This window comes from Kaistella sp. SH40-3 (genome assembly GCF_030686865.1).
In the GTDB taxonomy this organism is placed as follows: domain Bacteria; phylum Bacteroidota; class Bacteroidia; order Flavobacteriales; family Weeksellaceae; genus Kaistella.
The window spans coordinates 1-14,009 of sequence record NZ_JAQYUS010000014.1 but is presented as its reverse complement, the minus strand read 5'-3'; the positions used below and the strand labels follow the sequence as shown (position 1 = coordinate 14,009).

The 14,009-nt window shown below is 35.1% G+C and carries 13 protein-coding genes and 2 pseudogenes; 4 read left to right on the top strand and 11 right to left on the bottom strand.

Features of this window, described 5'->3' with window-relative positions; translation table 11 throughout:
* The first annotated feature begins 953 nt into the window (after window positions 1-953).
* Window positions 954-1,517, top strand: a complete 564-nt coding sequence (locus PUH65_RS14620) for a Crp/Fnr family transcriptional regulator (protein WP_305520860.1) — start codon at window positions 954-956, stop codon at window positions 1,515-1,517.
* Between the two features lie 201 nt (window positions 1,518-1,718).
* Complete coding sequence (locus PUH65_RS14615; RefSeq protein ID WP_305520859.1) at window positions 1,719-2,396, top strand: type 1 glutamine amidotransferase domain-containing protein; 678 nt, start codon at window positions 1,719-1,721, stop codon at window positions 2,394-2,396.
* A 190-nt stretch (window positions 2,397-2,586) separates the two neighbouring features.
* Here PUH65_RS14615 and PUH65_RS14610 read toward each other — a convergent pair whose 3' ends face one another.
* The 6 genes and pseudogenes from PUH65_RS14610 to PUH65_RS14585 form a co-directional block, all read right to left on the bottom strand.
* Window positions 2,587-2,880 carry a putative quinol monooxygenase gene (locus PUH65_RS14610; protein WP_305520858.1) on the bottom strand — a complete coding sequence of 98 codons (294 nt, stop codon included), beginning with the start codon at window positions 2,878-2,880 and terminating at the stop codon, window positions 2,587-2,589.
* 604 nt (window positions 2,881-3,484) lie between these two features.
* A complete protein-coding gene (locus PUH65_RS14605; RefSeq protein WP_305520857.1) occupies window positions 3,485-5,059 on the bottom strand; it encodes a Na+/H+ antiporter in 1,575 nt (524 codons plus the stop codon).
* A 20-nt stretch (window positions 5,060-5,079) separates the two neighbouring features.
* Window positions 5,080-5,590, bottom strand: a pseudogene (locus tag PUH65_RS14600) (N-acetyltransferase family protein).
* Between the two features lie 281 nt (window positions 5,591-5,871).
* Window positions 5,872-6,423: a hypothetical protein gene (locus tag PUH65_RS14595; protein ID WP_305520856.1), complete on the bottom strand. Its 552-nt coding sequence runs from the start codon at window positions 6,421-6,423 to the stop codon at window positions 5,872-5,874.
* Window positions 6,424-6,722: 299 nt separating this feature from the next.
* Complete coding sequence (locus PUH65_RS14590) at window positions 6,723-7,400, bottom strand: DUF2461 domain-containing protein (RefSeq protein ID WP_305520855.1); 678 nt, start codon at window positions 7,398-7,400, stop codon at window positions 6,723-6,725.
* Entirely contained in the window at window positions 7,393-7,860 is a 468-nt protein-coding gene (locus tag PUH65_RS14585; RefSeq protein WP_305520854.1) for a DUF1905 domain-containing protein, read from the bottom strand. The genes PUH65_RS14590 and PUH65_RS14585 overlap by 8 nt, the downstream gene beginning before the upstream one ends.
* A gap of 278 nt (window positions 7,861-8,138) precedes the next feature.
* Here PUH65_RS14585 and PUH65_RS14580 point away from each other — a divergent pair, with 278 nt between their 5' ends.
* Complete coding sequence (locus PUH65_RS14580; RefSeq protein WP_305520853.1) at window positions 8,139-9,098, top strand: tyrosine-type recombinase/integrase; 960 nt, start codon at window positions 8,139-8,141, stop codon at window positions 9,096-9,098.
* Window positions 9,082-10,188 (top strand): annotated as a pseudogene (locus PUH65_RS14575) (IS91 family transposase). Before PUH65_RS14580 ends, PUH65_RS14575 begins: the two are co-directional and overlap by 17 nt.
* A 225-nt stretch (window positions 10,189-10,413) precedes the next feature.
* Here the strand turns inward: PUH65_RS14575 and PUH65_RS14570 are convergent.
* From PUH65_RS14570 to PUH65_RS14550, 5 genes are all read right to left on the bottom strand, one after another.
* Entirely contained in the window at window positions 10,414-11,583 is a 1,170-nt protein-coding gene (locus PUH65_RS14570; RefSeq protein WP_305520852.1) for a hypothetical protein, read from the bottom strand.
* A gap of 180 nt (window positions 11,584-11,763) precedes the next feature.
* Window positions 11,764-12,183 (bottom strand): hypothetical protein, encoded by a 420-nt coding sequence (locus PUH65_RS14565; RefSeq protein WP_305520851.1) that lies wholly within the window; start codon window positions 12,181-12,183, stop codon window positions 11,764-11,766.
* Between the two features lie 554 nt (window positions 12,184-12,737).
* Window positions 12,738-13,190, bottom strand: a complete 453-nt coding sequence (locus PUH65_RS14560) for a hypothetical protein (RefSeq protein WP_305520850.1) — start codon at window positions 13,188-13,190, stop codon at window positions 12,738-12,740.
* A 279-nt stretch (window positions 13,191-13,469) separates the two neighbouring features.
* A complete protein-coding gene (locus PUH65_RS14555) occupies window positions 13,470-13,685 on the bottom strand; it encodes a hypothetical protein (RefSeq protein ID WP_305520849.1) in 216 nt (71 codons plus the stop codon).
* A 6-nt stretch (window positions 13,686-13,691) separates the two neighbouring features.
* Window positions 13,692-14,009, bottom strand: a 318-nt coding sequence (locus tag PUH65_RS14550) for a hypothetical protein (protein WP_305520848.1), incomplete at its 5' end; no start/stop codon positions are given.

Here is a 14,009-nt window from a genome sequence, read left to right as displayed (position 1 = left end):
ATTGCAGGTAACTTTCTTATATGTATCACTGAGTGATACAAACACGCTCAATTGATGATGTATCGGTATCAATAATGTTATATATTATTTCTTCGCTAAAGTAAGAATAAATCGCATGTTATAGTCAAATAAATATTTTGGCGCATTTCTTATAGCAGACTTTTTTCAGATGCCCTACTCTAATAAATTAGTAGCGTAACTGTGCCGCAGCCAATGTAAGGTAACTGGATTTTTATTTTGGATTTTTCTAATACACGCTTTATCAATGTTTTTTCCGACTATTATTTCCCGTAATTGTAATTAAAGTATAATACCCTTGAAAATCTAGAACACTCCTAAAGACTACCAAATGCCACAAAAAAGCAGTCCTTCTAAAAAACTGCTTTGTGTATCTAATTTCTAAAAACGACATCCCCATAAGAGGACCATCATACTGCTGAAAAGCTACCGGAGGTTTAGTTCAACGGGCTTTCATCTCCTGTCCTGCGGACAAGACGAAAGCTTAGTTATTATACGACGTATTTTTTTTTGAGATAAAATTTTTATTTCAACTGCGAGACAATTTTAATGGATGGTATACTTATATAGGTTCGTTAAAATTCCATTTTCCTAAGATTACCAATTTCAATGCAATCATCGCTGTGATAGTTTTGGCTAAAGAATTAACAATAAAAATAGAGTTGTATGAGGCATTAGTTCCTTCAGATCCTGAAAACTTTTTTGCGATATTTATTTGTTGTTTCAGTAAAATGATAAACTGCTTTTTCGGATTTCTTTTATCAATTTATTTTTACAATCCACAAACACAAAAATAGGTCCGACCGCTCCAACAATCCATAAGAATTCCATCTACCATATTTAAAAAGCCCATCAAGAGCGATGAATTTTTTGGTTTCAATAGTTTACATTTGGAGGCAACAATTCTTTTGTTTGCAATTTAGAATTATAAAAATATGAGTGAGATTTTAAGACGTCAAATCGAGAAAATTACGCCATTAACTGACCAGGAGTTCGAGTACATCCTGTCTCATTTTACCTTGAAAAAATTTAAAAAGCATCAGATTTTAATTCAAGAAGGAGATACCGTACAAAATGATTATTTTGTGATGAATGGTTTGTTAAAAGCATCTTACCTGAATAAAGAAGGGAAAGAGCACATCATGCAATTTGCAATGGAAGATTGGTGGATTACCGATTATCAAGCGTATTTTAATCAAACTGAAGCTACTTTTACCATTGATGCATTAGAATCTACCGAAGTACTTACTTTGTCTCTCTATAACCGAGAGAAACTCTGTGCAGATATGCATAAGATAGAACATTTTTTCAGGAAAAAGTCTAATAATGGTTATATAGCACTCCAAAGAAGAATTTTGTCTCTGCTGAATAGCAATGCCAAAGAACGCTACGAACAATTTATTTCTCAATTTCCCACACTTTTACAACGATTGCCCAAAACATTAATCGCTTCATATTTAGGTGTTTCCAGAGAAACCTTGAGTCGGCTTTCGGTGTAATGTGATGTAGGTCACAAAAAAGTTGTGAGGTAGGTCCTGTTGTTTGTGGGAAGTTGGATTTACCTTTGCACTATCAAATTATTAAAAATCAATAGTAAAATGAATCACAATAAGTTTTTATCCAAGATTATTTTCTTAACGGGTTGTATTCTTTTTTTAGGGATTAATATGATCAATGCACAAACAATAAAATCTAACAAAATGAGTAAAAAAGTATTATTCGTGGTTACGAGCCACGGCGAATTAGGAAACACTGGTGAATCTACCGGTTATTATTTAGGTGAAGTTACGCATCCTTGGGCGGTATTAGTAGATGCTGGGTACGAAATAGATTTCGTGAGTCCAAAAGGTGGAAACCCGCCGTATTATGGAAATACTCCAGATGATAAGGTTAATGAAAGATTTTTGGCAGATGAATATTATCAAAATAAAATTCAGAACACCATGACGCCTTCAGAAGTAAATCCTGATGAATATGTGGGGATTCTTTATGCTGGAGGTCACGGTACGATGTGGGATTTTGCAGATAATGAAGAATTGGCAGTAATCGCACAAAAAATCTACGAAAAAACTGGAATCGTAAGTGCGGTTTGTCACGGTCCTGCTGGATTGGTGAATATTAAACTCAGCAATGGAAAATATTTGGTAGATGGCAAAAAAATCAATGCTTTCACCAACGAAGAAGAAGCTGCTGTGAAATTAGATGAAGTGGTTCCATTTAGATTAGAATCTAAATTAATAGAGCGCGGAGCCAAGTTTGAAAAATCTGGTTTATGGCAAACTCACGTTACCGTAGACGAAAGAGTGGTAACAGGACAAAATCCTCAATCTGCTCATGCAGTTGGCGAAGCTGTTTTAGAAGAACTTAAAAAACTCTAATAGTTAAGAATACAAAAGAGACTGTTTTCAGTCTCTTTTTTTTGTGCTCAATTGAAATTTTCTTTGAATAATCAAGATAAATCTTGTACACTGAGCAAAGGTTCAACCTTTCACAAAATGATATAAAAAAAATGGAGCCGGGGAAATGCCTGGCTCCATTTAACTGTATTAAAAATTTGTGTTCAATTGCTTACTTTACTGCAAGCAGATCTACCATTTCAAGTACAGGTTCTTTAGCAAGTAATTCAGAAGCATTGGCCATTAAAGCCTTCGCAATCTCACCATTTAAGTGAGCATCTCTTGCATCTGTAGTTTCGAACGTATCGAATATACCAAAAGTAGAAGGGCCAATTTGTAAAGCATACCATCTTACGGTACCTGGCTCCCCTTCCGCAAGCGGTAAGGCAGACTTTAGGAATTCCAATACGTCATTTTCTTTACCCGGTTTTGCTTCCACTCTTGCTAATACTGCAAACTTTTCCATAATTTAAAATTTTAATGTTATTAAGAATGTTCTTCCACTCTTTCTAACAAAAATAAGTCTTCCTTATCAAACTAAAAATACAAAAGATGTTAAACAACGTTAATGTTGATCATCGAAAATCAGCAAATTTTGTAATGTTCTCTCCCATTAGAATTTGTTCATCATAAAATATTTCATCCGACCAACTAAAAATCCGTTTAATAATCTTTTTTTTTAGAATTTTTCTTAATGCTCTCTAAAAAATTTGATAATAATAATAAGATTATTCCAATAAACGCCAAACAAAAAGAAATAGGAAATGGATATTTTATAAATGAATAAATTTATTTCGTGATAGCGAATATTATATTTTGGGTTGGTTATGCTTTTGGCATAACGTAATTATACACTACGACACACCTTGGAACTCTACCAAACTGATACAATGAATAGGGCGTGTAAATCGTATCGGAACAAAAGCAAGTGCCATTTACAATTATGTATTTTACCCTTCGGCTCAAGGCGATTCGCAAATACGATTGAACAAAACCGCCTTTAAGAAAATTCACGTGTAATATCCTTTAGCACAAAAGAATAACTCTCCACGTCAACAAAGTGCATTGTTTTAAAAATGCATTCCCAGTTTTTCCTCCTGTAAATCGAGCATTTTTAAATGTTTACGTACAATTTCTTCATCCAGCAGAATTTCCTCACGGTTTTTGGAGATCAGCCATTCGCGCTGCTGGTTTATGATATCCAGGTAAATTTCACGGTATTCCGGAAAATTCAGAATTACTTCCGAACTGTTCACACGGTTTTCCCAGGTTTGCAACTGATCCTGTAACGCCGGGAATTTTTCAAGTTTTTCAAAATGAGTATCCCGGATTCTCTTCACTCCTATTTTTGCAAGTTCGTTCCGGATTTCATAATCGATTTCCTTTTCAGAGCGGGTAAAATCAGGATCCTGAATTTTGAATTTTTTGATGAGAAAAGGCAGCGTTAAACCCTGAACCACCAAAGTGAGCAGGATGACCACGAAAGTGATAAATAAAATCAAGTTCCTGTGGGGAAAGGGCGTTCCATCCTGCAAAGTCAGCGGAATTGAAAGTGCAGCAGCCAGTGAAACCACGCCGCGCATTCCCGTCCAACCGATTAAAGCAGGTACTTTCCAGCCTGGATTCTGTCGGTCGGCAACAGTGATGAAATTACGCATAATCATCGTGATGAATACAGCGCCATAAGCCGCAACGATTCTTGTTATAACCAGAATAACTGTAATCAAAACGCCATAACCGAATGCTGTGAACAAGTCTGTTTCAAGCCCTGAAACAATCTGTGGAAGGTCGAGCCCAATCATCATAAAAACAATACCATTCAGCAAAAAAACCAAAATGCTCCAGACATTTAGCGTCCCTAAACGCGATGAAGTAGCCAGAAACGAATGATTTCTATTGGAAAGCAACAAACCACCAGAAACTACAGCCAGAACACCGGACGCGTGAAACTCTTCCGCTACCAGATACATGAAGAACGGCGCCACGAGCGTGAGCACAATATCGATATTGGCGTCAGTTGGCAACAAGCGGTGCATCTTCATAAAGAAAATCCCTACAAGGATTCCGATTCCAGCACCACCGATACACATCCACAGGAAACTAAGGGCAGCTTCCTGCCAGATGAATTGTCCTGTCGCAACGGCAATCATTGCAAAGCGGAAAATAATCAATGATGAAGCATCGTTCAGCAAACTTTCACCTTCAAGAATCGAAGAATACCGTTTCGGAATTTTTACAAATTTCAAAATCGCTCCAGCACTTACGGCATCCGGCGGCGAAACTATTCCACCCAAAAGAAAACCCAGCGCCAGCGAAAATCCAGGAATAAAATGATTGGCGGCAAAAGCTACAACCAAAGAGGTAATAAACACCACCACGAAAGCAAAACTGACCACAATCCTGCGCCAGCGCCACAATTCTTTCCACGAAGTCGCCCAGGCAGCTTCATACAAAAGTGGCGGTAGGAATATAAAAAATATCAGTTCAGGTTCTATATGAATTTTAGGCGTTCCGGGAATAAAACTGATGCCCAGGCCGGCCAGGACCAGCAAAACCGGATATGCAATTTTTATTTGTTTGGCAAGCATCACCAGCAAAACGGTGATGATCACCAGGATCAGGTAAAATGTGAGATTCTCAAGCATTTAGTTTTTAGATTTTATGATTAAAGAAGTTTCTCGAAAGCTTTTCTTTCACCGCCTGCCAGGTAAACCTCGCCGCAATAAGTATAGCCTAGTTTTTTTGAGGATGTGAAGCATGGTTGCGTTATCAAAATTCGTGTCCACTTTTACGCTGAAAATTCCGTTTTGGCGAGAGAGATCTTCAATCCTTCGGAATATCTCCGTGGCGTACCCTTTTCCGGCAACTTCATCAGAGACTGCTAATCGGTGTACCACATTGAAATCCCCGTCCGAAAACCATTTTCCCTCAATATTTCCATAAGCCGGTTCATCGTTCAAAATCACGGCACTGTAGGCGACAACATTATCATTTTCCACAAGAACATAGCCGATTTGCTTTTCAATATCTGAATTTACGGTTTCCGGATTTGGATATCCGTTTTGCCACTGTTGGGAGCTGTCCAGCCTTCGTCTTTCGATGGCCTGTTGGAGAATTTCCCAGATTTTATCGGGGTCGTCCTGCGTTGCCTTTCTGAATTTTATTTCTGATATCATTAATTATAATTTTAAACCTCACTTCTAATCCTACTCAAAGTTTCAAACGAAATAGCGAGTGAGTTGACCAGTATCCCAAAGCAATTCCCATTGCGAAACTACTTTTGACCCTGATTTTGATAGATTACAAATAAATTATCTCTAATAGTAAAATCGTCGCCAATATCATTGGTGTTTTTGTCCTCTACAAAAAGGTCTGCTAAATAGAAGTCGCTATCTAGGATATTTGCTTTTTTTAGGTCGTCCCAATTAACTTCTATATTGGGTTTTACATATTCTAATCAACGAAGATAAATAGGGATAAAGTTGTTTTTATCAATTTTTATTTTGGCTGTCTGTAGCTTTCGCAATATTATTAGCAATGAAGAATTTGAGTTCTTTTGTATCTTTTTCGTAATCGTAAGTGTGTGTGTACTTTTCTTTAGAGTAGTTTCTACACGTCCTTTAATGAGTTTGAATTCTTTGGTTTCGTGGTTACTTGGTGTAACGTTCCAATTGAAATCGTTGAGATAAAATATATCTTGAATACTGATGTAAGAGACAAACGCTATTTTTTTGAAATCAAATTCTCCAAGAAAAGCAGGGGGTAACGTTTTGTCGAATGTACGTGCTTTACCAATGGTTAAGATTAATTGTACAAACATTGTTGTTACATCATAATTTCCTGTTTTGGGATATGCCCAAAGTAAAGGGCTTTTTCCAAATAAGTTATCTTGTTTTGGGAATACAGAGAAATCTATGTTTCCTATGATTTCTGTAGTATCGAAATTTTTAAACCAATCTGCTCCGACTTTATTTTTTAGTTCTTTTTCTCGGATGTTTTTATATTTCATATTGGTTATTTGCCTAGTTATGTTTTTTTTGTAACACAAAAATAGTTTTTTAAAACTAATGAAATGTGAATAATGTGCTTTTTAAAAATGAAAAAAGCTTCACTTTGTGAAACTTGATATTTTTTATGCGGTTTGTTTGAAAGGGTGTCGCCTAAAGTTTTGCCGCTTTGCGAAGGCGGGGATTTTCAGTACTAAACTTCATTAGATGCACAAAGTTTGATTTAGCACTTCACTGTCATAGAAGCATGAAACCCCCGCTTTTGCAAAACGAAAGCTTAGTTATTAGCGGTTCGGGCTTTTTATTCGTCATACTCAATTGCTTTGTTTATGTAGTCAATAATTGGTTTTGTTGTTTTGAAAAAGTCCATTACAGTTTTAATACAGTCTTTACTAGTTAATACCTTGTCATTGAGCGGTTCTTTGGTGCAAAATCCTTTCAATTTCAGAAGTTCGTTTGCCGGATTAGTCTCGTCATAGCCGTATGGCATTTTTTTGAGTTTTCCAACACCTTGTATTCCGTTAGGAAATGTCTTTTGAAATTCAGAAGTGGTTATGATTTTGTTGAAGGCTGTAAATGAATAATCAATCTCTTGACGAATTTTCTTCAAATACTCAGGCGTTGTCTGCCAAACTCCACCACCAACCGAACAATTTTCTGGTTCTATGTGAATAAAATATCCTGCCTTGTTTGGCTGCGGGTAATTCTTGTTAAAAACAATTAAGACATAATTTTTGTAAGGTGTCTTATCTTTTGAAAACCTTAAATCTCGGTTTACTCTCGTCAAGCACTTTTTAGGGTCTAAGTTGGCTTGTAAAATTGCGTTATCAATCTTGGATAATTCTTTCAAAAGATTTTCAGTCAATTGAAGTATGTCACTTCTATAATTTTCGTACAAGTCCCTATTTTGCTCAAACCATTCTCTTGAATTGTTTAGTTTAAGATTTGAAAGGAAGTCAAGTGATGTCTGCTTAATCATTGCTTTTACTTAATTGGTCAATAAATTTCAAAATCACTTTAATTTGTTTTTCTTCCGATTTGGTAGAAGCAATTTTTCCAATAATTTCTTTGTGTTCTTCGTTAGTCAACTTTTTGAAGGCTTTCAGAACCCCTTCTTCTTTGAATGTTTCTAAGATTTCTTTTTCGGTAATTTGTTCTTTTGTAGTCAATAGGCAAAGTGTCACTGTAACCTTGTCGCCACCGCTTTTATTTATTGCTTTTCTGATTTTGTCGTTGATGGAAATTAGTTTGTCTTCGTCACCTAGTTTTGCGAGGTTGATACTTTCAATTTTATAATTGTCAATAGTGCCTGAAACTTTCATTGAACCCCATTTTCCAACTATGTGTTTCGTGTTTGGAATTTGGATATGGTAAGTCCACGCACCTTTGCCTGGTTGATATTTCAATTCTAATATTTCGTCTTTTACTAAGTATTCCATTCTGTTACGGGTTGTCTTTTAGCCTGACCGCTAACGGTAGGGTATTTCTGCAGGCGGGCTAAAAATACGAAAACTTTCTACTTGCCGAAAACTTAATTGATCGCAAAAATCTTCGATTGAAAACTTCATACCCGCTTGTGGAAATACCTTGTTGAACTAAACCTCCAGTAGCTTTTCCTGAGGCTGTTTTATTAACTTTGTTTGATCATAACATAAAATAAAATCTCTAAAATGGCTACAAAAAAAAATCTCCGGAGGATTTAAGGACGAACAAAATTTTGAATCGCGCTTCAAGCGAAGTTACTGGTTTTTCGGAACTGATACAACGTTTGGAAAGAAATATTTCAATTCAAGGAAAAAGTCCCAGAACCTTTGATAATTATTCCAGGCATGTAGCAGCCGTAGCGCTTCATTTCGGTAAAATTCCTACGGAATTAGATCCGGAAGACATCAAAGATTATCTCTTCGAACTTCAACAGCGATCAAAAACACCTTCTCAAACCTACTTTAAACACACGGTTTATGGACTTAGGTTTCTTCTGAAAGCAGAAGGTTTACCCTACGATTTTCTACATCTTCCGGCTATTCCACGAGTCAAAAAACTGCCGACTATTTTAAGCCGTCAGGAAGTTTGGCGTATGCTTCAAACGGCGCAGTTACTGAAACACAAACTGCTCATCGGTCTGATTTACGGGTGCGGACTTCGATGTATGGAAGTGCGGAATATCGAACTTCATCATCTTGATTTTGACCGACAAATGCTACACGTTGTTCAGGGTAAAGGTCAAAAAGACCGTTATGTTCCTTTATCCGAGCATTTAATTCGGGGACTGAAAGCCTTTATTTCCGTAGAAAATCCAGATCAATATTTATTCAATGGAAATCAAAATAGAAATATTGAAGAGATCGATACTTCGACTACGCTCAGCACAGGTGCTTCAAACAGTAAAGCTTTTGATTGCAGATACAGTCAGCGCGGTGTTCAATGGGTGATAAAAACGGTGAGCAAAAAAGCGGGAATTACCAAAGACGTTCATACCCACACTTTGCGACACAGCTTTGCCACGCATTTATTGGAAGATGGTGTTTCGATCATTATGGTTCAGAAACTTTTGGGTCATGAAAGAATAGAATCCACGATGGAATATCTTCATGTTTGCCAATTGTCTGACCAAAAACCGCACAGCCCTTTGGATACCGTTTTCGCTTTGTGCAGTAAAAATGGAAACCCGAAGTAAAGGCGGAAGTGTTGCTGATGTTCTTCGCAAAATCAATTTATCGGCTCAGAATTTTACGGTTCATCAAGAAAAAACACTTCGCGCTTTATCGTATTGTAGAACTTCTGCTTTGGGCGGTCACATTGATGCGTGCGATGGTTGTGGAAATCTTTCCATCAGTTACAACTCGTGTCGAAATCGGCATTGTCCGCAATGTCAAGGTCATAAAAAAGAAGAATGAATCCAAAAACGCGAGCAGCAATTATTGCCGTGCAGTTATTACCACGTGGTATTTACGCTTCCCGAAGAACTCAATGGTTTGGCGATCTCTCAACCGGCACTATTGTACAAAACCTTATTTGAAGCGGCTTGGGCAACATTAAATCAGTTTGGTAAAAATAAGGGAATCCAACTGGGAATGATTGCGATTTTGCACACTTGGGGACAGAATTTAAGTCTTCATCCACATTTGCACTGCATTGTTCCAGGCGGCGGAATTAATAAACAAGGAAAATGGCGGGCGAAGATAAAATCTGATAAATACCTTTTCTGTGTAAAAGCGATGAGTGTGGTTTTCCGCGCAAAGTTCGTGGCTTCATTAAGAGCTTCCGGAATTAAAGACCAGGATTTAATAGATCAACTCTTTACCAAAAACTGGGTCGTTTATGGCAAAAGACCTTTTGGTGGGCCGAAACAAGTGATCGAATATTTAGGGAGATATACCCACAAAGTTGCCATCAGCAATCATCGGATCAAAGAAGTTACGGATCATGAAGTTCGTTTTGGGTACAAAGATTATCGCAAAGAAGGTCAGAAAAAGGAAATGACTTTATCGAATACTGAATTTGTGCGCAGATTTAGTCTTCATATTTTGCCTCGAAGGTTTGTAAGAATAAGGCATTACGGGATTTTGAGCAGCTCTTGGAAACGTGGAAAACTTCAGGATTTACAATCAGATTTAAAAATCCCGATTACAGAAGTAAAACCGAAAACTTTGCTTAAAAAATGTCGATGTTGTAAGGAAGGAAACTTAATCACCATCGCACTTTTCGGACAGCGTGGCCCGCCTGAGGATTTTCTTGCCGTTTTTAATGCCTCGTCTGCAAAATAAATTTTGTGGGTAAGGGATTTTATATCTAAAAAGTAAATAAAAGCCTGTGAGTGATTCAAAAAACCTCACATCAGTTCCCAAAAAAAGCAGTCCTTCTAAAAAACTGCTCTAATATCCTAAATTCTAAAATCGATAACTCCATAAGGTTACCAAGTGGGGAGAAAAAGCCACCGGAGGTTCCGTTCAACAGGCTTTCATTTCTTGTCTTTCAGACAAAACGAAAGCTTAGTTATTGGTGGAAGTATAAAAATTTGCGTTAGCAAATTTTTGATTACTTTCTATCGACACATTTATTTTTGGTAATTTATCCGTTTCCCCATGTAAGTTAAACAAAGAATTTAAAAGTTCTTCAAAATCTTTAATAGCAAGGTTTCCACAAGGAATATCTTGTTCAACTATTGCAATATCCCATTCGTTAGAATTAATGTTAAGCTTTCCTTCAAAAAGTAAATGAATAATAGTCTTTTGTATTCTTGCAACTGCAAATGGAATCAGGCATAATTCTAAAGCATTCAAACCGTCTTTTTTGAGATAAAGCGGATTTTCAAAATTTTGCTTTAGTAATTTAAACAACTGCTCATCTTCAAGTTCTTTAATCGAATTTATTTTGTTTTGAATGTTATCCCATTCAGTTGTTTTAATTCTTAATGCTTTTCCCCATTTTGATTTTGCGGTTGCAATATCCCGATTTCCATCTATGAATTTTTGATTGGCTTCTTCGTGTTGACTTCCATCAATTTCAATAATTAATCCTCTTTGATGGTTTACCGTGTAAGGAAATTCAAAAGAAAAATCCAATTGTTGTTGGTTAAATATTTGAATGCTTCCATCCAAATATTTATCTATTTCGTCTTCTGTGGTTGTCGAAAACCGTAAAACATTTTCTAATTCTCTTTGTGGCTCGAAGAGTTGTGTCCACATTTGGGAAGCATATTTAGGTAATTGTTCGTATAAAAATCCTTCTTCAAAATCGCTACCCAATATTTCCCAAGAAGGCATTTTGTGTTTTGAAACTTTTTCTCCTTTTATGTCAGGGTCAATAATATGTAAAGCCTGAAATAGTTTTTCAATTTGCTCATCATTAATTTTTAGTTCTTGTCTGATTGTTCCAATTTCAAGAAGTTTTTTGTCTTGTTGGGTTAAACCAAAACTATCTAAAATTTCATTTTCCAACCAAAGAGTAGGTTTCGTTGGCAATCCTCTTGAAATAATGTTGTGAGCAACTGAAAGTGTTTGTTCAAATTCTGAATTGTTATTTTGGGAAACAGTTGAATTAACCTCAATGTCAAAATAGGAAAGTTGTGTCAAAAGTCCTTTAACCTCTGTCGCTGTATATTTTGTTTCTAAAATGTCTTTTACACAGTCAAGTATGTAGCCCGCTTGAAGTTGTTTCATACTGTCAAAGTTGTCGTTGTGCGGTTGGGACAAAAGCAAATGTGGTGCAACTGTGCGTTGCCTTGCACATCTTTTGATTTTGCCGAAGCGTGGCTTTATTGTTCATTTGTCTGTTCGTTTAATTGTAGTACGGTCGTTCAATAGGGTGACAGCTAAAACTTAGTTATTGTAGGTAGTTTCTTAAATGTGGAACCAAACTGATGACCCACCCATTATTCCTCCAATACTCGCAAGCATAAACTTATTTCTTATATCATTGTCTTTTGCTCTATATAGTAAAAATGTACCATTGCTTGATGTTAATTCTATCACTTCAAAACTTTTTAAATCTGCGGACAAATATCTATTAGTGTTTTGAGTTATAAGAGGTTGACTGTCTTTCAAAAATTTCAAAACAGTTCCATCATTCATAGTAATTATATAATAATCAGAATTTTCAACAATTTCTCCATTATTTATTTTGCGCACAAAATCCCAACCTTCGTCATTGAAAATAAAAGGTCCTCTTCCCATTAACTCTTTATCTACTATAATTTTTGATTTGCTTTCTTTTTGCAAACACTTAATTAAATTTTTCCATTTTGTAAATATTTCTAACATAATTTATTTTTTCACGATTACTTCACTCGAATTTTAAAGACGTCGAACTGGAATTGTATTTAGTTAATTTTTCGCCCGCCCGTTATCTTATTTTTAAATAAATTTTGTCTTTTGATAACGACTTTTGTTTTGAAATTTATGATGTATTGGTATCATTAAGGTTATACATTATTTCTTCGCTAAAGTAAGAATAAATAGCATGTTATAGTCAAATAAATATTTTCGTGCATTTTTTTAATATACTTTGTTTCAGATACCCTACTCTATTTTATGACTAATCTTTATTATTAACCTTAAATCTTTTAATTAGAATTAAAAATAACTGCTTTTTATTTTATTCTATTTCTTGTGTTTTTCTGTGTGCAAAAGTAAAAAAGCAGTCCTTCTAAAAAACTGCTTTGGTGATCTCGACTCGTAATTTCTATTTTTTAAAGGTCTCGGAGATTTATCAATTCATTTGGCTTCGCCGAACCTTCGGTTTCTTGTCTTGCAGACAAAATGACCCGAACGAAGTGAACAGAGCGAAGCTAAAGCTTAGTTATTAGCAGACGTTTTTACTTAAAAGCTCCAAATAGCTCCTGTTTATGTAATCTATGAAAAATAGGTTCGTTACAGTGAAAACTAATTCCATTATTATTCTGAAACATTACAAATATATCTTCGTTTGAATCATAATTTTCATCAACACATACTGCTTCGAGAGAGCCCATCATTGATGTTTTGACTAGTATGTTAATTCCATTGCTTTTAAGATTTTCTTGTTGAAAGTTTTGCGCCAGCAAATGATTCATTGTATTATTATCTGGGCTCTTAAACATCTTTTTAACGGCATTAATAGTTTCACGAGAGCACAATGCAATATATATATTTTCTTCTTTATTCAATAATCGAACTTTTGGACTATTAATTTTAAGTTGGTTGTAAGCATTTTCAAATTCTTTCAACAAAAAAATATCAGTAACCTTCCCTTGATTAATTACATAATATCCAATAGGCTTAAAGAACATCTTGGGATGAATTTTGGACTACATTTGACGCTTCCTTTTTTGAAAACAATTCTTGAATTTTTTTTAAGAGATTCATTTAGTATAATTTTAAATGGTTTTAATATATTACAAAAGGATTTTACAGTTATTTCTATAAAATGTCTGCTAACGGTTACGTATTGGCGATGGTGCGAATTAATATGAAAAATTTATCTGTTATAAACTAAATTTCGGAAAATCTGAAATCTTTAAAACTTGCGATTCCTCCGCACTATTTCAATATCGATGTTAGCGGGAGTTCTATCCAATAAATGTAGTTAATCCTTCTAAATAACCTACGACTTCTAGTTTAATTATTTCCCCTACTTTATCTGTTAGCGCATCATATAAATGCCATGTATCTACATCTGAATTATAATAACTTAAGTAAGAAAAAAAGTGTTGATTATTTCGAATACTTATTAAAAAGACTCCACTACTTTTAGGTTTTTCAATTTCAAAATTTTTCCAATTCATAATATTTTATTTTGACCATTCTTTTATAACGATTTGTATGTTCAAAAAATTTTTCTCTTCACCTTTATAGATATCCATGTCTTTGATATTTAAATCAAATTTCTTTAAAACTTCGAAGATGGGATAAAAAGAAAATTTTTGTTCGTTTTCAAATTTGATAGGAATCGACAATGCTAAACCAATTCCTTTCATTAATCCCGAAACACTAATATTAAGTCTTTTATAGATTCGTTTCAGATCTTTCAAAACTTCTTCTTGCAGTTCTTCCTTATCGAGATTGTCTTTAGGTTGTATTTTTAATATGTTTTGAATTTCTTCATTACT